This window comes from Klebsiella sp. RIT-PI-d, assembly GCF_001187865.1.
Taxonomy (GTDB): domain Bacteria; phylum Pseudomonadota; class Gammaproteobacteria; order Enterobacterales; family Enterobacteriaceae; genus Superficieibacter.
Genome location: NZ_LGIT01000009.1, coordinates 456,749 through 474,390, shown reverse-complemented (window position 1 = coordinate 474,390; position 17,642 = coordinate 456,749). Strand labels below are relative to the sequence as shown.

At 52.8% G+C, this 17,642-nt stretch carries 17 protein-coding genes, 5 tRNA genes and 2 other RNA genes; 10 read left to right on the top strand and 14 right to left on the bottom strand.

All coding sequences use genetic code 11. From position 1 onward, the window contains the following. The 3 genes from modB to AC791_RS19705 form a co-directional block, all read right to left on the bottom strand. Positions 1–690, bottom strand: coding sequence for a molybdate ABC transporter permease subunit (modB, locus tag AC791_RS08850; protein ID WP_049840088.1), 690 nt, complete (start codon positions 688–690; stop codon positions 1–3). Next, complete coding sequence (gene modA / locus AC791_RS08845) at positions 687–1,460, bottom strand: molybdate ABC transporter substrate-binding protein (RefSeq protein WP_049840087.1); 774 nt, start codon at positions 1,458–1,460, stop codon at positions 687–689. The genes modB and modA overlap by 4 nt, the downstream gene beginning before the upstream one ends. 155 nt (positions 1,461–1,615) lie before the next feature. Then, entirely contained in the window at positions 1,616–1,765 is a 150-nt protein-coding gene (locus AC791_RS19705) for an AcrZ family multidrug efflux pump-associated protein (RefSeq protein ID WP_072094320.1), read from the bottom strand. A 129-nt stretch (positions 1,766–1,894) separates the two neighbouring features. Here AC791_RS19705 and modE point away from each other — a divergent pair, with 129 nt between their 5' ends. From modE to gpmA, 7 genes are all read left to right on the top strand, one after another. Next, on the top strand, positions 1,895–2,683 hold the full coding sequence (gene modE, locus AC791_RS08840; protein WP_049840086.1) for a molybdenum-dependent transcriptional regulator: 789 nt from the start codon (positions 1,895–1,897) through the stop codon (positions 2,681–2,683). Between the two features lie 65 nt (positions 2,684–2,748). Beyond that, positions 2,749–4,218, top strand: a complete 1,470-nt coding sequence (modF, locus tag AC791_RS08835) for a molybdate ABC transporter ATP-binding protein ModF (RefSeq protein ID WP_049840085.1) — start codon at positions 2,749–2,751, stop codon at positions 4,216–4,218. Between the two features lie 212 nt (positions 4,219–4,430). Continuing rightward, positions 4,431–5,447 carry a UDP-glucose 4-epimerase GalE gene (gene galE / locus AC791_RS08830; protein ID WP_049840084.1) on the top strand — a complete coding sequence of 339 codons (1,017 nt, stop codon included), beginning with the start codon at positions 4,431–4,433 and terminating at the stop codon, positions 5,445–5,447. A gap of 9 nt (positions 5,448–5,456) precedes the next feature. After that, positions 5,457–6,503: a galactose-1-phosphate uridylyltransferase gene (gene galT, locus AC791_RS08825; protein WP_049840083.1), complete on the top strand. Its 1,047-nt coding sequence runs from the start codon at positions 5,457–5,459 to the stop codon at positions 6,501–6,503. Between the two features lie 2 nt (positions 6,504–6,505). Continuing rightward, positions 6,506–7,654 (top strand): galactokinase, encoded by a 1,149-nt coding sequence (gene galK, locus AC791_RS08820; protein WP_049840082.1) that lies wholly within the window; start codon positions 6,506–6,508, stop codon positions 7,652–7,654. Next, positions 7,648–8,688 carry a galactose-1-epimerase gene (galM, locus tag AC791_RS08815; RefSeq protein WP_049840081.1) on the top strand — a complete coding sequence of 347 codons (1,041 nt, stop codon included), beginning with the start codon at positions 7,648–7,650 and terminating at the stop codon, positions 8,686–8,688. Before galK ends, galM begins: the two co-directional genes overlap by 7 nt. 205 nt (positions 8,689–8,893) lie before the next feature. After that, on the top strand, positions 8,894–9,646 hold the full coding sequence (gpmA, locus tag AC791_RS08810) for a 2,3-diphosphoglycerate-dependent phosphoglycerate mutase (RefSeq protein ID WP_049840080.1): 753 nt from the start codon (positions 8,894–8,896) through the stop codon (positions 9,644–9,646). A gap of 70 nt (positions 9,647–9,716) precedes the next feature. Here gpmA and aroG read toward each other — a convergent pair whose 3' ends face one another. Next, positions 9,717–10,769 (bottom strand): 3-deoxy-7-phosphoheptulonate synthase AroG, encoded by a 1,053-nt coding sequence (gene aroG, locus AC791_RS08805; RefSeq protein WP_049840079.1) that lies wholly within the window; start codon positions 10,767–10,769, stop codon positions 9,717–9,719. Between the two features lie 316 nt (positions 10,770–11,085). On the opposite strand from aroG, the gene AC791_RS08800 reads away from it, so the two are divergent. Together AC791_RS08800 and zitB are read left to right on the top strand one after the other, a co-directional pair. Then, positions 11,086–11,475 carry a YbgS-like family protein gene (locus AC791_RS08800; protein WP_049840078.1) on the top strand — a complete coding sequence of 130 codons (390 nt, stop codon included), beginning with the start codon at positions 11,086–11,088 and terminating at the stop codon, positions 11,473–11,475. A gap of 116 nt (positions 11,476–11,591) precedes the next feature. Further along, the gene (zitB, locus tag AC791_RS08795; protein ID WP_049840077.1) at positions 11,592–12,524 is read left to right on the top strand and encodes a CDF family zinc transporter ZitB; all 933 of its coding nucleotides are present in this window, start codon (positions 11,592–11,594) and stop codon (positions 12,522–12,524) included. Here zitB and pnuC read toward each other — a convergent pair. Then, positions 12,521–13,240 (bottom strand): nicotinamide riboside transporter PnuC, encoded by a 720-nt coding sequence (gene pnuC, locus AC791_RS08790; RefSeq protein WP_049840076.1) that lies wholly within the window; start codon positions 13,238–13,240, stop codon positions 12,521–12,523. The two genes, zitB and pnuC, sit on opposite strands and share 4 nt — an antisense overlap. A 34-nt stretch (positions 13,241–13,274) precedes the next feature. Beyond that, entirely contained in the window at positions 13,275–14,318 is a 1,044-nt protein-coding gene (gene nadA, locus AC791_RS08785; RefSeq protein WP_049840075.1) for a quinolinate synthase NadA, read from the bottom strand. A gap of 504 nt (positions 14,319–14,822) precedes the next feature. Between nadA and AC791_RS08780 the strand changes: the two genes are divergently transcribed. Continuing rightward, the gene (locus tag AC791_RS08780) at positions 14,823–15,497 is read left to right on the top strand and encodes a MarC family NAAT transporter (RefSeq protein WP_049840074.1); all 675 of its coding nucleotides are present in this window, start codon (positions 14,823–14,825) and stop codon (positions 15,495–15,497) included. 73 nt (positions 15,498–15,570) lie between these two features. Here AC791_RS08780 and AC791_RS19695 read toward each other — a convergent pair. From AC791_RS19695 to cpoB, 8 genes are all read right to left on the bottom strand, one after another. Continuing rightward, a non-coding RNA gene (locus tag AC791_RS19695) (RtT sRNA) lies at positions 15,571–15,699 on the bottom strand. 22 nt (positions 15,700–15,721) lie between these two features. Further along, a non-coding RNA gene (locus AC791_RS19690) (RtT sRNA) lies at positions 15,722–15,855 on the bottom strand. Positions 15,856–15,877: 22 nt separating this feature from the next. Next, positions 15,878–15,953, bottom strand: a tRNA-Lys gene (locus AC791_RS08775). 131 nt (positions 15,954–16,084) lie between these two features. Continuing rightward, positions 16,085–16,160: transfer RNA gene (locus tag AC791_RS08770), tRNA-Lys, on the bottom strand. A gap of 159 nt (positions 16,161–16,319) precedes the next feature. Next, positions 16,320–16,395 (bottom strand) — tRNA-Lys (locus AC791_RS08765). 3 nt (positions 16,396–16,398) lie between these two features. Beyond that, a tRNA-Val gene (locus AC791_RS08760) sits at positions 16,399–16,474 on the bottom strand. Between the two features lie 139 nt (positions 16,475–16,613). Beyond that, positions 16,614–16,689 (bottom strand) — tRNA-Lys (locus tag AC791_RS08755). 174 nt (positions 16,690–16,863) lie between these two features. Next, positions 16,864–17,640 carry a cell division protein CpoB gene (gene cpoB / locus AC791_RS08750; RefSeq protein WP_049840073.1) on the bottom strand — a complete coding sequence of 259 codons (777 nt, stop codon included), beginning with the start codon at positions 17,638–17,640 and terminating at the stop codon, positions 16,864–16,866. Positions 17,641–17,642 lie beyond the last annotated feature (2 nt).

The following is a 17,642-nucleotide window of genomic DNA, read 5'->3' as shown; positions in this document are numbered from 1 at the left end:
TTATTTTCCCGTTCGCGCACGGCTGATCCGCGCCAGCCATTCTGCAATAAGCAGAGAAATCATTGCCAGGACAATGGAGATGATGCACAGGCGAGCGGCGGCGCTTTCGCCTCCGGGCATCTGGATCAGCGTGTACATGGCCGAGGGTAGCGTGCGCGTCTCTCCGGGGATGTTAGAAACAAAGGTGATAGTGGCGCCAAACTCACCCAGTGAACGGGCAAACGCCAGCACGGTACCGGCAATAATACCCGGCAGCATCAGCGGCAGGGTGATCGTAAAAAACACGCGCAAACGCCCTGCGCCGAGGGTACAGGCCGCCTGCTCCAGCTTGACGTCTACCCCTTCCAGCGCCAGGCGAATGGCGCGGACCATCAGCGGGAACGACATCACTGCCGCCGCCAGCACCGCGCCCCGCCAGCTAAACGCCAGGGTCAGACCAAACCAGTCATAAAGCCACGCGCCGATGACTCCGCGGCGTCCCATGGTTACCAGCAGCAGATATCCCACGACCACCGGCGGCAGCACCAGCGGCAGGTGAAGCAGGCTGTCCAGCAGCGCCTTGCCCGGAAAGTGGCGTCGTACCAGCAGCCAGGCGAAAAAAATCCCAAAGGGCAAACTGAATACTACCGCGAGAGTAGAAACTTTAAGGCTCAGCAGCACGGCCTGCCATTCAGGATCGGTCAGTATCATTGTTGCGTGGTAAATCCGTAACGTTTAAAAATCGCCGAGGCCTGCGGGCCTTGTAGATAAGTGTAAAACGCGCTGACGGTCGCATTATTGTGTCCGTCAATAATTGCCAGCGGATATTCCACTTTTTGATGGGAATCTTCCGGGAAAGTCCCGACCACTTTCACCCCTTTACTGGCCACTGCATCAGAGCCGTAGACAATACCCAGCGGCGCTTCATTGCGCTCCACCAGCGCCAGCGCGCCGCGCACATCTTCAGCCGGGGCCATTTTTGGCGAAAGCGTCGCCCACGCGCCCAGTTTTTGCAGCGCTTCTTTGGCATAAATGCCGGCCGGAACGTGGTCAGGATCGCCTACCGCCAGACGCCCACCGTCCAGCAAACGCGTCCAGTCTGTTTTGGCATCAATCGCCACGTTATCAAGCTTGCTGGTTTCAGGCGCAACTACAACCAGACTATTCCCCAGCAGCGTCTTGCGGCTGGCCGTATCGATGGCTTTTTTATCTGCGGCGTAATCCATCCATTTCTGATCGGCAGAAATAAACAGATCCGCAGGCGCGCCTGCTTCAATTTGCCGGGCCAGGGTGGAAGAAGAAGCAAAGGAAGAAACCACCTCAACATGTTTTTCTTTTTTATATTCCGCCGCGATGTCCTGCATCGCGTTAGTCAGAGACGCGGCAGCAAAAACGGTAACTTTACCGTCATCCGCCAGCGCGTGACCGGTGACTGTCAGTGTTAACGCTGCTGCAAAAGTATAATCCCATGAACGTGCCATCTTTAACTCCTGTGAGTATCGTTATATACATAATAATATAACGAAACCTCAGATTTTTCCCAGCGTTAATTGCTACCGCGCAATGGGTAGTCTATCGGCATTAATGAGGAAAACTTCAGAAAGAAACGCCCGTTGAAAAACGGGCGTTGGGGGAATTAGCGGCGCTGCGCAGAGCGATCTTTGTGACCGACTCCGGAGAAAATGTTAAACACTTCACCCAGGCCATAAATTAATCCCAGGATGACAGCCATCACCACTGGGACCATGACCACGGCAAAAACCAGACTTTTCAACAGCTCTAACATGGCAAACTCCAGACATTGTGAAGAGTCTTATTCTAACCTGATTTGGCAGAAAAGTACTGTCGATTTGTGCGATGTGGTTGGCGTCCTCTGCCGTTTGCGTCACAATGCCCTTTTTGCCAGGACACTGTTATGCAGGCTGAAATTCTTCTCACTTTGAAACTCCAGCAGCGCCTTTTTGCCGATCCGCGCCGTATTAGCCTGCTCAAACATATCGGGCAAACTGGCTCCATCAGCCAGGGCGCAAAAGAGGCCGGTATCAGCTATAAGAGCGCCTGGGATGCCATTAATGAAATGAATCAGTTAAGCGAGCAGCCGCTGGTCGATCGCGCTACCGGTGGTAAGGGCGGCGGCGGCGCGCAGCTGACCCGCTACGGTCAACGGTTGATTGAACTGTACGATTTACTGGCGCAAATTCAGCAAAAAGCGTTTGACGTATTAAGCCTGGACGACGGCCTGCCGTTGAATAGCCTGCTGGCGGCTATTTCGCGTTTCTCCCTGCAAACCAGCGCTCGTAATCAGTGGTTTGGCACGGTTACCGCACGCGACCGTGACAGCATTCAACAGCATGTTGACGTTTTACTGGCCGACGGTGAAACCCGCCTGAAAGTGGCGATTACCGCCCAGAGCGGCGAGCGCCTTGGTCTGGAAGAAGGGAAAGAGGTGCTGGTGCTGCTTAAAGCACCGTGGGTCAATATTACTCAGGATCGAAATGAAGCCGCCACGGCAGATAATCAGCTTGCAGGCGTTATCAGCCATATTGAACGCGGAAGTGAGCAGTGCGAAGTGCTGATGAAACTGCCTGACGGGCAGACCCTGTGCGCCACGCTTCCTGTCGGGCAGGCGGCTCATCTGGAAGAAGGCAGCCCGGTAATTGCCTGGTTTAATGCCGATCGGGTGATTGTCGCCACGCTGTGTTGAGTGATTGACAATCTGCACCGGAGATCGTATCCCTGTTTAAAACCTCGCAAAAAACGGGATAACCAATGTCATTATTGCATATTTCGCAAGGCACGTTTCATCTGAGCGCTACCCGCGTGCTGACAATCAACGAGTTGACGGTGCAGACGGGTGAAAGCTGGGCGTTTGTCGGCACTAACGGTAGCGGCAAATCAGCCCTCGCCAGAGCGCTGTCAGGCGAGTTATCACTGAGTAAAGGCGTGCAGCAAAACCGCTTTTCGCGTCCCGTCCGCCTCTCCTTTGAACAGTTACAAAAACTGGTGAGTGACGAATGGCAACGCAATAATACCGATTTACTGAGTCCGGACGAGGATGATACCGGGCGGACTACGGCGGAGATTATCCAGGCGAGCGTGCACGATCCGCAGCGCTGCGCGCAGCTGGCCGCTCGCTTTGGCATCTCTGCCCTGCTTCAACGCCGCTTTAAATATCTTTCCACCGGCGAAACGCGTAAAACGCTTCTCTGTCAGGCTCTGATGACCGAACCCGATCTGCTGATCCTCGATGAGCCATTTGATGGACTGGACGTTGACTCTCGCCAACAGCTGGCGATTTTACTCGAATCGCTCAACCGTAACGGCTTAACCGTAGTGCTGGTGCTTAACCGCTTTGATGAAATCCCGGCGTTCGTGCAGCAAGCCGGGGTGCTGGCTGACTGTACGCTTATCGAAACCGGACAAAAAGAGCAATTGTTGCAGCAGGCGCTAATAAGCCAACTGGCGCATAGCGAGCGCCTGCAAACTATCCGGCTGCCCGATGCTGATGAACCGCCGGTAAGCCTGACGCTTGACGCCGATGTGCCGCGTATTGTGCTTAAGGATGGCGTTGTCTCGTATAATGACCGCCCGATCCTCAATCACCTCAACTGGACGGTAAAACCGGGGGAACACTGGCAGATTATCGGTCCAAACGGTGCGGGAAAATCAACCCTGTTAAGTTTGATTACCGGCGATCATCCCCAGGGCTACAGCAACGATCTGACGCTTTTTGGCCGTCGTCGGGGAAGCGGAGAAACTATCTGGGACATTAAAAAGCATATTGGCTATGTCAGTAGCAGTTTGCATCTGGAGTATCGCGTCAGCACCACTATGCGCAACGTGATCCTGTCCGGCTATTTTGATTCTATCGGGATTTATCAGGCGGTATCCGATCGCCAGCAGCATCTTGTGCAGCAGTGGCTGGATCTTCTTGGTATCGATAATCGGCTTGCCAATGCGCCGTTCCACAGCCTGTCCTGGGGTCAGCAGCGGCTGGCGCTGATTGCTCGCGCGCTGGTGAAGCACCCTACATTACTGATCCTTGATGAGCCGTTACAGGGTCTGGACCCGCTTAACCGTCAGTTGGTTCGCCGGTTTATCGATATCCTGATGAAGCAAGGTACCACCCAGCTACTTTTCGTCTCTCATCACGCACAGGACGCACCAGACTGCATCACTCACCGGCTCACCTTTGTGCCTGAGGGTAGCACTTACCGCTACGCCCTGGACGCGTGCTGACGAGAAATGCGGCGATCGGGCGGACCTGCGCGTAACGCGGTTTTAGGATTTATCATACCCGTCCTGAAGCCGCTGATTTTCATCTCTTTTTACACGTGACATTAGGTTATCCGTTATGGTGTAAACGATTCCACAAACTTATTCCATGTCACACTTTTCGCAACTTTGTTATGCTATCTTTATGACATATCATAAGCATGATGGAGCGAAAAATGAGAGTTCTGGTTACAGGTGGTAGCGGTTACATTGGAAGTCATACCTGTGTGCAGCTGCTGCAAAACGGCCACGATGTCATCATTCTGGACAATTTGTGTAACAGCAAGCGCAGCGTGATGCCAGTTATCGAACGTCTCGGCGGCAAGCATCCGACGTTTGTCGAAGGCGATATTCGTAATGAAGCGCTGATGACGGAAATCCTCCACGATCACGCTATCGAAACGGTTATCCATTTTGCCGGTTTGAAAGCCGTGGGTGAGTCGGTCGCTAAACCGCTTGAGTACTACGATAACAACGTTAACGGTACGCTACGTCTGATCTCCGCGATGCGGGCAGCTAACGTCAAAAACTTTATTTTCAGCTCCTCTGCAACCGTTTATGGCGATCAGCCGAAAATCCCCTACGTTGAAAGCTTTCCAACCGGGACTCCACAAAGCCCCTACGGCAAAAGTAAGCTGATGGTCGAACAGATCCTTACCGACTTACAAAAAGCCCAGCCGGAATGGAGCATCGCTCTGCTGCGCTATTTCAATCCGGTCGGTGCCCACCCGTCGGGCGATATGGGTGAAGATCCGCAAGGTATCCCTAACAACCTGATGCCGTATATTGCTCAGGTTGCGGTAGGCCGTCGTGAATCACTGGCTATTTTTGGCAATGACTATCCGACCGAAGACGGCACCGGCGTGCGTGACTATATACACGTGATGGACCTGGCTGACGGTCATGTTGCAGCAATGCAAAAACTGGCTGATAAACCCGGCGTCCACGTTTATAACCTCGGCGCAGGCATCGGCAGCAGCGTGCTGGACGTGGTGAACGCGTTCAGTAAAGCCTGCGGTAAACCGGTCAATTACCACTTTGCCCCGCGGCGCGACGGCGATCTTCCCGCCTACTGGGCTGATGCCAGCAAAGCCGATAAAGAACTTAACTGGCGCGTCTCCCGTACGCTTGATCAAATGGCGCAGGATACCTGGCACTGGCAGTCCCGCCATCCGCAGGGTTATGCAGACTAAGGAACAGTGATGACACAATTTAACCCGGTCGATCATCCGCATCGCCGTTATAACCCGTTAACCGGACAGTGGATCCTGGTTTCCCCGCATCGCGCCAAACGTCCGTGGCAGGGCGCGCAGGAGACGCCGTCTCAGCAAACGCTGCCCGCGCACGATCCGGACTGCTTTTTGTGTCCGGGGAACACTCGCGTAACGGGTGACACTAATCCGAACTACACGGGTACTTACGTGTTTACCAATGACTTTGCCGCGCTGATGACCGATACGCCGGATGCGCCGGAAAGCGACGATCCCCTGATGCGCTGTCAGAGTGCTCGCGGTACCAGCCGGGTTATCTGCTTCTCGCCGGATCACAGTAAAACGCTGCCAGAACTGAGCGTGGCCGCGCTGGCGGAAATTGTCAGCACCTGGCAGCAGCAAACCGCAGATCTGGGGCAACATTATCCCTGGGTTCAGGTGTTTGAAAACAAAGGCGCGGCGATGGGCTGCTCCAATCCGCATCCACACGGCCAGGTATGGGCCAACAGCTTTCTGCCTAATGAGATAGAACGCGAAGATCGCCTGCAAAAAAGCTATTTTGACGAACAGCATTCTCCGATGCTGGTGGATTATGTACAGCGTGAGCTGGCAGACGGTAGCCGTACGGTCGTTGAAACCGATCACTGGCTGGCCGTGGTCCCCTACTGGGCTGCCTGGCCATTTGAAACGCTGTTGCTGCCTAAAACTCACGTATTGCGTATCACCGATCTTACTGACGAACAACGCCAGGATCTGGCGCTGGCGTTGAAAAAACTGACCAGCCGTTACGACAATCTTTTCCAGTGCTCCTTCCCGTATTCTATGGGCTGGCACGGTGCACCGTTTAACGGTGAAGATGGTCAGCACTGGCAGCTGCACGCCCATTTTTATCCGCCGCTGCTGCGCTCCGCGACGGTACGTAAGTTCATGGTCGGCTACGAAATGCTGGCAGAGACCCAGCGCGATCTTACCGCAGAGCAGGCCGCAGAGCGCCTGCGGGCCGTCAGCGACGTCCATTTTCGCGAATCCGGAGAATAATCATGAGTCTGAAAGAAAAAACCCAATCCCTGTTTGCTGAAAAATTCGGCTATCCTGCCACGCATGCGATTCAGGCACCCGGCCGCGTCAATCTGATTGGTGAACATACCGACTACAACGATGGCTTCGTACTGCCCTGCGCGATCGATTATCAAACCGTCATTAGCTGTGCGCCGCGAAGCGATCGTACCGTACGCGTCATTGCCGCCGACTATGACAATCAAATTGACGAATTCTCACTGGATGCGCCCATCGTGGCTCATGACACCCAGCAGTGGTCTAACTATGTACGCGGGGTGGTTAAACATCTTCAGCAGCGCAACGCCGGTTTTGACGGTGCGGATTTAGTGATTAGCGGCAACGTTCCGCAGGGTGCGGGTCTTAGCTCTTCAGCGTCTCTGGAAGTCGCGGTCGGGACCGTATTTCAGCAGCTGTATCATTTGCCGCTGGACGGGGCGCAAATCGCGCTTAACGGTCAGGAAGCCGAGAACCAGTTTGTCGGCTGTAACTGCGGCATTATGGATCAGCTGATCTCTGCGCTCGGTAAGAAAGACCATGCCCTTCTGCTTGACTGCCGCACGCTGGGCACCAAAGCAGTGTCGATGCCCGAGGGCGTGGCGGTTGTTATTATTAACAGCAATTTCAAACGCACTTTGGTGGGCAGTGAATACAACACGCGCCGTGAACAGTGTGAAACCGGCGCGCGTTTCTTCCAGCAGCCTGCCCTGCGCGATGTGAAGCTGGACGAGTTTAATAAAGTGGCCAACAATCTGGACCCGACAGTGGCGAAACGCGTACGCCACGTGCTGACAGAAAATATTCGCACGGTTGAAGCGGCTGAGGCGCTGGAGCGCGGCGACCTGCAACGTATGGGTACCCTGATGGCTGAATCTCACGCTTCAATGCGCGATGACTTTGAAATCACCGTCCCGCAAATCGATACCCTGGTTGAAATTGTTAAAGCCACCATTGGTGACCAGGGGGGCGTGCGTATGACCGGCGGTGGCTTTGGCGGCTGCATTGTTGCGCTCATTCCACAAGCGCTGGTTGAACGCGTTGAAAAAGCCGTTGCAGAACAATACGAAGCAAAAACCGGTATCAAAGAGACGTTCTACGTTTGTAAACCATCACAAGGAGCAGGTCAGTGCTAAAAAATACGCCCGCTAGCGCCCCTGATGGGCTGCCGTTTCGGTTAATTACCCTGCGCAATGGTGCAGGGTTGGTTGTCACGCTAATGGACTGGGGCGCGACGCTACTTTCCGCCCGCGTCACGCTTTCGGACAGCACGGTGCGCGAAGCGATCCTCGGCTGCGCCGGTCCCGAGCAGTATCCGCAGCATGAAGCCTTTTTTGGCGCATCGATTGGTCGCTATGCTAACCGTATCGCCGATAGCCGTTTTGAACTGGATGGCAACGTCTTTAATGTGGTGCCAAGTCAGGGCGTGAATCAGCTGCATGGCGGGCCGGAAGGTTTTGATAAGCGACGCTGGACCTATCAGCATCAAAGCGAGCATGAAGTGATTTTCTCGCTGGAATCTGCCGATGGCGACCAGGGCTTTCCTGGCGATCTGAGTGCTACCGTGCGCTACACGCTGACTGACGACAATCGCATCGTGATTGAATACCGCGCCACGGTAACTAAACCGTGTCCGGTGAATCTGACTAATCATGTCTATTTCAACCTTAACGGTGAACGCTCAGACGTGCGTAATCATACGCTGCAAATTCTGGCCGATGCTTACTTACCGGTCGATGAAGGTGGCATACCGCGCAGCGGATTAAAAAACGTAGACAGTACCAGCTTTGACTTTCGTCAGCCGAAACCGATTGCCGCTGATTTCCTGAGTGACGACGATCAGCGCAAGGTCAACGGCTATGATCATGCGTTTCTGCTACAGGCGAAAGGCGATGCGACCGTTCCTGCGGCGTACCTGTGGTCTGATGACAAGAAATTGCAGATGGCGGTCTATACCTCGGCCCCTGCCCTGCAATTTTATTCGGGCAATTTTCTGGAGGGCACCTCCTCCCGGGAGCCGGGCACTTATCAGGCCTGGCAGGGGCTGGCACTGGAAAGCGAATTTTTACCTGATTCCCCTAACCATCCGGAATGGCCGCAGCCGAGCTGCATCCTGCGCCCGGGCGACGAATACGTCAGCCTGACGGAATATCATTTCATACCTGCCTGAAACCATGCCCTCTGCCAGGAGGGCTTTTTTTATCCAGTTTGCTGAAATTAACGCCACTCAGAGACAAAATAATAACTGCAAATTCACAAGCACCTTACACTTACCGCCTATTTTCGCTATGGTTAGGGGTAAACGTTGCCGCTGACCGGGTCATGGCAATATAATGAGAATTATTATCATTCAATGAAGCTTGAGGAGTACGCGTATGGCTGTAACTAAGCTGGTTCTGGTTCGTCACGGTGAAAGTCAGTGGAACAACGAAAACCGTTTTACCGGTTGGTACGATGTTGATCTTTCTGAAAAAGGCGTTTCTGAAGCTAAAGCGGCAGGCAAACTGCTGAAGGACGAAGGCTATAGCTTCGACTTCGCCTATACCTCGGTGCTAAAACGTGCGATCCATACCCTGTGGAATATCCTGGACGGTGTTGATCAGGCATGGTTACCGGTTGAAAAATCGTGGAAGCTGAATGAACGTCACTACGGTGCGTTGCAGGGTCTAAACAAAGCGGAAACCGCTGAGAAATATGGCGACGAGCAGGTTAAACAGTGGCGTCGTGGTTTTGCAGTAACGCCGCCAGCATTGACCAAAGAAGATGAGCGTTTTCCGGGCCACGATCCGCGTTATGCATCGCTGACCGCAGAGGAACTGCCGCTGACCGAAAGTCTGGCGCTGACCATTGACCGCGTGATCCCTTACTGGAATGAAAGCATTTTACCGCGCCTGAAAAGCGGCGAGCGCGTGATCATCGCCGCTCACGGTAACTCCCTGCGTGCGCTGGTAAAATACCTCGACGATATGGGCGAAGATGAGATCCTCGAACTGAACATCCCGACCGGCGTACCGCTGGTATATGAGTTCGACGAGAACTTCAAACCGATCAAACATTACTACCTGGGTAACGCCGACGAAATCGCTGCGAAAGCCGCGGCCGTGGCTAATCAGGGTAAAGCGAAATAACCAATATGCCTGCCCGGCAGGCATAAACGCGAAATATAACAGGCCGAATAGCGATATTCGGCCTTTTTCATCAGCCGCGGCGAGCTTTTACCGCGTCTGCCAGCTGGCGCAATAGTGCGTCAGTGTCTTCCCAGCCAATACAGGCGTCAGTGATGCTTTTACCGTAAGTCAGCGGCTCGCCGCCTTCAAGATTCTGATTACCTTCAACCAGATGACTTTCGATCATCACGCCAATAATCGCTTTTTCGCCGTTCGCCATCTGCTGGCAAACATCTGCGCCCACTTCCATCTGCTTTTTAAACTGCTTGCTGGAGTTTGCGTGGCTGAAATCGATCATGACCTGCGGCGCAAGATTGGCGTTGGCCAGCCCTTCTTTAACGTCCGCCACATGCTGCGCGCTGTAGTTCGGCATTTTGCCGCCGCGCAGAATGATATGGCAGTCGCCGTTACCGCTGGTGTTAACAATGGCTGAATGCCCCCACTTGGTGACGGACAGAAAACAGTGCGGGGCACCGGCAGCATTGATCGCATCGATAGCCACTTTGATGGTGCCATCGGTACCATTTTTAAAGCCTACCGGGCAGGAAAGGCCGGAGGCCAGCTCGCGGTGAACCTGAGATTCGGTAGTACGCGCGCCGATTGCGCCCCAGCTCATGAGATCGGCCAGATACTGCGGCGTGATCATATCGAGAAACTCACCGGCGGCGGGTAAACCGCTGTCGTTGATATCAAGCAACAGTTTACGGGCAATACGCAGACCATCGTTAATCTGGTAGCTGCTGTCCATGTGCGGATCGTTAATCAGCCCTTTCCAGCCCACAGTAGTACGCGGTTTTTCAAAATAGACACGCATCACGATTTCCAGCTCATTGCTCAATTCCTGACGCAACGTCAGCAGCCGTGCGGCATATTCTTTCGCGGCCGCAGGATCGTGAATAGAACAAGGTCCGATAACCACCAGCAGACGATCATCATTACCATTAAGAATTTTATGGATCGCTTTACGAGCGTGCGCAACGGTGTTCGCTGCGTTCTCAGTGGCGGGAAATTTTTCCAGCAGTGCTACAGGAGGCAGTAATTCGTTAATCTCTTTAATACGCAAATCGTCATTCTGATAATTCATCTTTGTTCCAGCCGTGCCATACTTATGAGTGTGAATGCAATGCTTCCAATTTATCTCTTCAGCTTATTACTGTAAACGCGCTTTTACACTTCAGGCAGAATATTCCTGGAATGCGTTAAAAAAACATCAAAAAGTAGCGCTGAACGAGATCTAATCTACACTTTTTAAATGTAACTACTGTATTTATTTTTAATTACCAGATTCTCTGCTGGCATATTTATTTGTCACAGAATCTTTCACTACTGAGCAGACGATTTTTACTATTGTATTGTTGGATGACATTGTCCGACATCACGAGCAGAACAGGAGCAGCATGATGAAAATGACTAAACTGGCTACACTTTTTCTGGCAGCAACCCTCTCTATGACCAGCGGTGCGGTACTGGCTGCTAACTCGTCAAATAACGGTACATCGAATGCAGCGGCTGACGCAGGTCAGGTTGCCCCGGGCGCTAAACAAAACGTAGCGCCAAACAATGTTGGTAACGATGACATCAACACGGGTCACACCAATACCAACGGCGCGGCAACCGGTACGACGCATTCTGATAAGTCCTCTACCGATGCGAATGGTATGACCAAAGAAGACATTCACAAAAATACCATGTGTAAAGACGGTCGCTGCCCGGACATCAATAAAAAAGTTGAAACTGGCGACGGCGTAAATAACGACGTTGATACCAAAACCGATGGCACTACCCACTAATCTGGGGCAAGAACATCCTTAAAAAAGAGAGCTTCGGCTCTCTTTTTTTATGCGCACGCTGCCCCTGTCCCGATATGATGTAGTGACTTAATTATGTGAAGGTGTATGACGATATTATGACGCGTTCCTCTTCCCTGCTGCCGCAAGACAGCAACGCCCGCCGCCTGCTTTTGGCCTTTAGCGTTACGGCCGGATTTATGCTTGTCGAAGTCGTGGGCGGCCTGATGGCAAACTCCCTTGCGCTGCTGGCTGATGCCGGTCACATGCTGACGGATGCGGCGGCCCTGCTGTTTGCATTTCTGGCGGTGCAATTCTCAAGGCGCCCGGCCAATGCTCGCCATACTTTTGGCTGGCTCCGCCTGACTACCCTCGCCGCGTTTGTGAATGCGATTGCGCTGGTGGCAATTACCTTTTTAATTGTCTGGGAAGCGGTTCAGCGTCTTTATCAACCCCGCCCGGTTGCGGGAAATACGATGCTGATTATTGCCATCGCGGGGCTGCTGGCCAATATAGCCGCCTTCTGGATACTGCATCGCGGCGGCGAAGAAAAAAATCTTAACGTGCGTGCTGCCATGCTGCATGTTATGGGCGATTTACTGGGCTCTGTTGGCGCAATTGCTGCCGCAGTGATCATTATGACTACGGGCTGGATGCCCATCGATCCTATACTCTCCGTGCTGGTCTCCTGTCTCATCTTACGCAGCGCCTGGCGGCTGCTTAAAGAAAGTGTCAATGAGCTGCTGGAAGGTGCGCCAGTGGCGCTGGACATCGCAGCGTTAAAGCGAAAACTGCGTCGTGAAATTCCGGAAGTGCGCGATGCCCACCATATCCATGTCTGGCTGGTGGGCGAAAAGCCGGTAATGACCCTGCATGTGCAGGTGATTCCCCCGCACGACCATGACGCGCTGCTGGATCGAATTCATCACTTCCTTGAGCATCATTATCAGGTGGCGCATGCAACCATTCAGATGGAGTATCGTCCCTGTAGCGGACCGGAATGCCACCTTAACGAGGCGCAAACCGGTCACGCTCATCATCATCACCATTAATGCGCCAGCGCGCGTGAGCCTCTTTCACGTGCGCTGTTAATCCACATCCGCGTACCGTTTAGCGCGATAAAGGTCAGGATTAAATATTCCAGCGACATTGCATACACCCCTTGCAGGGCAAAGATAACCACGCTTATTACATTAATGATGACCCACAGTATCCAGTTTTCAACATACTTGCGGGTCATTAAAATCATCGCCACGATCGACAGAACCATCATGCAGGAATCCCAGAACGGGAATGCATCCGGCTGCAATACTGGCATGGTGACGTTAAGGCCCAGCGCTGACATGACATTCACCGCCACGCGGGTCAGGAACGCAAATACCGGATTAATAAATACCGTCATCAGGCCAATGGCGACCACGCTGATGGCCAGCCACAACAGCGCTTTGGGCAGCGGCAACCAGCGGATTTGCAGCGCAGCTTCGTTATGCGTATTTTGCCGCGACCAGGCGTACCAGCCGTAAATATTGGCGGCAAAGAAAAACAGTTGTAGTAATAGACTGGCGTAAAGCTGGATCTGGAAAAAGATAATCGCAAATAGCGTGACGTTAATCAGGCCAAAAAAGTAATTGATGATTTTCTCAAGGCTGGCGAGCCAGATACAGAGCAGGCCGGCCAGAGTTCCTATTGCTTCTATCCACGAGAGATCGTAGCCTCCGGTGCCAAACGGAATATGAACCAGAATATTTTGTGTACTTAAAAAATCCATCTTTTCCCCAAAGCGTATTAACGCGGTAATCGTGTTATGAACGTAGTGTAGCCGCAAAATCAAGCATACGGTTAAGCGGAACTAACGCGCGCTGGCGCAGCGCGGTTTCAACGTAAATTTCATGGCGCGGCCCACCGGTTTCCAGACCTTCAGCGATAGCGTTAAGGCCGTTCATCGCCATCCATGGACAATGCGCACAGCTGCGACAGGTTGCGCCCTCCCCGGCGGTTGGCGCTTCCAGCAGCGTTTTATCCGGTACGGCCTGCTGCATTTTCCAGAAGATACCGCGGTCGGTGGCCACAATAAGCTGCGAATGCGGCAGCGCTTTAGCCGCAGCGATTAACTGACTGGTCGAGCCCACGGCATCGGCAAGATCGACGATAGCCTGCGGTGATTCAGGATGAACCAGTATGGCAGCATCAGGATAAAGCCCTTTCATACGGTTCAATGATTGCGTTTTAAATTCATCATGGACGATGCAGGCCCCCTGCCAGCACAGCATGTCTGCCCCGGTCTGCTTTTGGACATACTGCCCCAGATGACGATCCGGTGCCCAGATGATTTTTTCACCCAGGCTATCAAGATGCTCAATCAATTCAACGGCAATACTGGATGTGACAACCCAGTCGGCCCGCGCTTTTACGGCGGCGGAGGTGTTGGCATAGACCACAACTGTGCGATCCGGATGTGCATCGCAGAAGGCACTGAACGCATCAACAGGGCAACCTAAATCCAGTGAACATTCGGCTTCAAGAGCAGGCATCAGGATGGTTTTTTCAGGGCTGAGAATTTTCGCTGTCTCCCCCATAAACCGGACGCCGGCGACCAGCAGCGTGGTAGCCGGATGGTTGGCACCAAAACGCGCCATCTCCAGAGAGTCAGAAATACATCCGCCGGTTTCTTCTGCCAGTTGCTGTATTTCCGGATCGGTATAATAGTGCGCAACCATAACTGCATTACGTTCTTTAAGCAGATACTTAATTTTTTGCCGATATAAATGGCTCTGCTCTTCACTCAGCGGAGCTGGCCTGCGCGGAAAAGGATAATGGGTGTTCAGCAATTCAGACTGGATGCTCATACGCCTCTCGTTTTACTGACTTAACATAGCAGCGCTATTTCTGTTATTTTACAGTGGTAACAGATGATGGCGTTTTTTATACTAAACAAGATAGCCATTATCGCAGCACTTGTCATCGAATAATGCAGGTGTGGCTGAGAATATTTTTGCTTGGCAGGGAGAGAGGGATGTTTGATGCCGTAGAAAGCAATATCGTTCTACAGAATAAGATCCCTGGGCGACCAATGAAACAGCGTCTCCAGAGCCGGGATCTGTTTCGATAAACATGCCCTCATTATACAGGCAGTCTTTCAGATGTTAATCATCTGGATCAACCCGCTGGCGGGATCGTTTTGTTAAACTGAGTCATTTTCCGGGACTACGATTTGCCTACACGAAGCATTATGATGTAGTTCATTCTGTTTTGCCTTGCAGTCGTATGATTTTGCCGAATGAGGGATGCGTCAGGCCGGACTCAAGTGCATCGTTTTTGATAATCCAATATTGACAGGACCTTAATTTAATATGATGGAACTCTTTAAAGCGATAGGCCTGGGGTTGATTGTAATTTTACCGCTGGCAAACCCGCTGACCACCGTGGCGCTATTCCTTGGACTGGCCGGCAACATGAACAGTGCCGAGCGAAACCGCCAGTCGCTGATGGCCTCAATTTATGTGTTCGCCATCCTGATCGTCGCCTGGTATGCCGGGCAAGTGGTGATGAACACCTTCGGGATATCGATTCCCGGGCTGCGCATTGCCGGGGGATTAATTGTTGCCTTTATTGGGTTTCGCATGTTATTCCCACAGCAGAAGGCGCATCATTCGATGGAAGCAAAGCTCAAATCAGAAGAGCTGGAAGGGGAACCGACTGCCAATATTGCTTTTGTTCCGCTGGCGATGCCGAGTACCGCAGGGCCAGGAACCATCGCGATGATTATCAGCTCCGCATCAACGGTAAAACATGGCGCAGACTTTCCTGACTGGGTAATAATGGTCGCCCCTCCGGTTACGTTCGCCCTGATCGGACTTATCCTGTGGGGAAGCCTGCGCAGCTCAGGCGCAATCATGCGTCTGGTCGGTAAGGGTGGTATTGAGGCGATCTCGCGTCTGATGGGTTTCCTGCTGGTGTGCATGGGCGTGCAGTTTATTATAAACGGTGTGCTGGAGATTATTTCGACTTACCATCCCGGGATTTAGCGTTGAAAGCTCATGATGCGAATTACAGATACCGCAGATAGCAAAAAAGCGCCTTTAGGGCGCTTTTTTACATTGGTGGGTTGTGCAGGATGACTTGGCTTCGCCCTTCGGGCCGTCGCCGCAAGCGGCTCCGTTGTCTCGCTGCGCTCGGCCCGAACCTGCGGCAGGTTCGAATTTTGATATCGCAGATAGCAAAAAAGCGCCTTTAGGGCGCTTTTTTACACTGGTGGGTCGTGCAGGATGACTCGGCTTCGCCTCGCCCTTCGGGCCGTCGCCGCAAGCGGCTCCGTTGTCTCGCTGCGCTCGGCCCGAACCTGCGGCAGGTTCGAATTTTGATATCGCAGATAGCAAAAAAGCGCCTTTAGGGCGCTTTTTTACACTGGTGGGTCGTGCAGGATTCGAACCTGCGACCAATTGATTAAAAGTCAACTGCTCTACCAACTGAGCTAACGACCCCTTGCGGGAGTTACTGCTGTAATCATTCAGGATGGTGGGTCGTGCAGGATGACTCGGCTTTGCCTCGCCCTTCGGGCCGTTGCTGATGCAACGTTATCCTTCACGTTCTCTACCGGTGCCACCTTTAATAATGGTGGGTCGTGCAGGATTCGAACCTGCGACCAATTGATTAAAAGTCAACTGCTCTACCAACTGAGCTAACGACCCATCTGGGTGTCGCCTGAACAATCTACCCGGTCCGACTTACATCAGTACCTGGCATTAAACTGGTGGGTCGTGCAGGATGACTCGGCTTTGCCTCGCCCTTCGGGCCGTTGCTAATGCAACGTTATCCTTCACGTTCTCTACCAGAACCACCTTTGATAGTGGTGGGTCGTGCAGGATTCGAACCTGCGACCAATTGATTAAAAGTCAACTGCTCTACCAACTGAGCTAACGACCCGAGTGGTGGGTGATGACGGGATCGAACCGCCGACCCCCTCCTTGTAAGGGAGGTGCTCTCCCAGCTGAGCTAATCACCCGATACTGCGCTGGATACTACAAAGCAGACGTGGTTGCAAATGGTGGGTCGTGCAGGATGACTCGGCTTTGCCTCGCCCTACGGGCCGTTGCTGAAGCAACGTTATCCTTCACGTTTATTACTGCATTCCACCAGAACAATGGTGGGTCGTGCAGGATTCGAACCTGCGACCAATTGATTAAAAGTCAACTGCTCTACCAACTGAGCTAACGACCCACTTCGTACTGCTTTTTTGTTGCTTCAGGCTTGTTTAATATCCTGTGGCAACGGCGGCATATATTACTGATTTAAGAATTGAGCGCAACAAAAATTTTGAGGAAGATCACTTAACTGCTTACGATTCATGCGGCAAGACCAGAAAAGAAGCACTTTCTGGTCATGCACTCATCATCATAAACCGGCGAGACGTTTTTGCGCCTGTTTAGCGCCGTCAGTACCTGGATACTTACTGATGACCTGCTGATAAACCGCTTTCGCTTTTGCCGTATCACCTTTGTCTTGCATGATGATCCCAACCTTCAGCATGGCGTCGGACGCCTTCGGCGATTTCGGGTAATTCTTCACCACATTGGCGAAATAGTACGCCGCATCGTCTTTTTTACCCTTATTGTAATTTAACTGCCCCAGCCAGTAGTTAGCGTTAGGCAGATAAGTTGAATCCGGGTACTTTTTGACGAAGTTCTGAAAAGCGGTAAGCGCATCGTCCTGGCGGGACTGATCCTGCACCAGCGCGATAGCCGCGTTGTAATCGGTATTTGCATCGCCGCTCTGAACCGGCGCGCCGGTCGATGCTGCACCAGCCGCAGATGCCGGAGCGGCTCCCCCCTGCTCACCTGTTGCCGGTTGCGCTGCTGCGCCACTGCTAAGGCTATCCATCTGCAACAGCAGCTGTTTCTGCCGCTCAACGACCTGATTGAGCTGATACTGACTTTCCTGAATCTGACCGCGTAAGGTATCGATGTCAGCCTGATTGTCAGTCATCTGCTGCTGGAGCTGAGTTAAAAGCTGACTGTGCGCATTGGAAATACGCTCCAGTTGGGTGACGCGGTCTTCGACCGAGCCTGAGCCGACACTACTGATTGGAGCCTGAGCAAAAGCGGCCCAAGGGGCCGCTATTCCAACCAGTAACGACAGACTCATCAGATGATGTCTGAAGTTACTGCTCATGC

Coding starts and splice junctions, on each gene's coding strand:
- modB (WP_049840088.1), bottom strand. CDS start 690: ATGATACTGACCGATCCTGAATGGCAGGCCGTGCTGCTGAGCCTTAAA.
- modA (WP_049840087.1), bottom strand. CDS start 1,460: ATGGCACGTTCATGGGATTATACTTTTGCAGCAGCGTTAACACTGACA.
- AC791_RS19705 (WP_072094320.1), bottom strand. CDS start 1,765: ATGTTAGAGCTGTTGAAAAGTCTGGTTTTTGCCGTGGTCATGGTCCCA.
- modE (WP_049840086.1), top strand. CDS start 1,895: ATGCAGGCTGAAATTCTTCTCACTTTGAAACTCCAGCAGCGCCTTTTT.
- modF (WP_049840085.1), top strand. CDS start 2,749: ATGTCATTATTGCATATTTCGCAAGGCACGTTTCATCTGAGCGCTACC.
- galE (WP_049840084.1), top strand. CDS start 4,431: ATGAGAGTTCTGGTTACAGGTGGTAGCGGTTACATTGGAAGTCATACC.
- galT (WP_049840083.1), top strand. CDS start 5,457: ATGACACAATTTAACCCGGTCGATCATCCGCATCGCCGTTATAACCCG.
- galK (WP_049840082.1), top strand. CDS start 6,506: ATGAGTCTGAAAGAAAAAACCCAATCCCTGTTTGCTGAAAAATTCGGC.
- gpmA (WP_049840080.1), top strand. CDS start 8,894: ATGGCTGTAACTAAGCTGGTTCTGGTTCGTCACGGTGAAAGTCAGTGG.
- aroG (WP_049840079.1), bottom strand. CDS start 10,769: ATGAATTATCAGAATGACGATTTGCGTATTAAAGAGATTAACGAATTA.
- AC791_RS08800 (WP_049840078.1), top strand. CDS start 11,086: ATGAAAATGACTAAACTGGCTACACTTTTTCTGGCAGCAACCCTCTCT.
- zitB (WP_049840077.1), top strand. CDS start 11,592: ATGACGCGTTCCTCTTCCCTGCTGCCGCAAGACAGCAACGCCCGCCGC.
- pnuC (WP_049840076.1), bottom strand. CDS start 13,240: ATGGATTTTTTAAGTACACAAAATATTCTGGTTCATATTCCGTTTGGC.
- nadA (WP_049840075.1), bottom strand. CDS start 14,318: ATGAGCATCCAGTCTGAATTGCTGAACACCCATTATCCTTTTCCGCGC.
- AC791_RS08780 (WP_049840074.1), top strand. CDS start 14,823: ATGATGGAACTCTTTAAAGCGATAGGCCTGGGGTTGATTGTAATTTTA.
- cpoB (WP_049840073.1), bottom strand. CDS start 17,640: ATGAGCAGTAACTTCAGACATCATCTGATGAGTCTGTCGTTACTGGTT.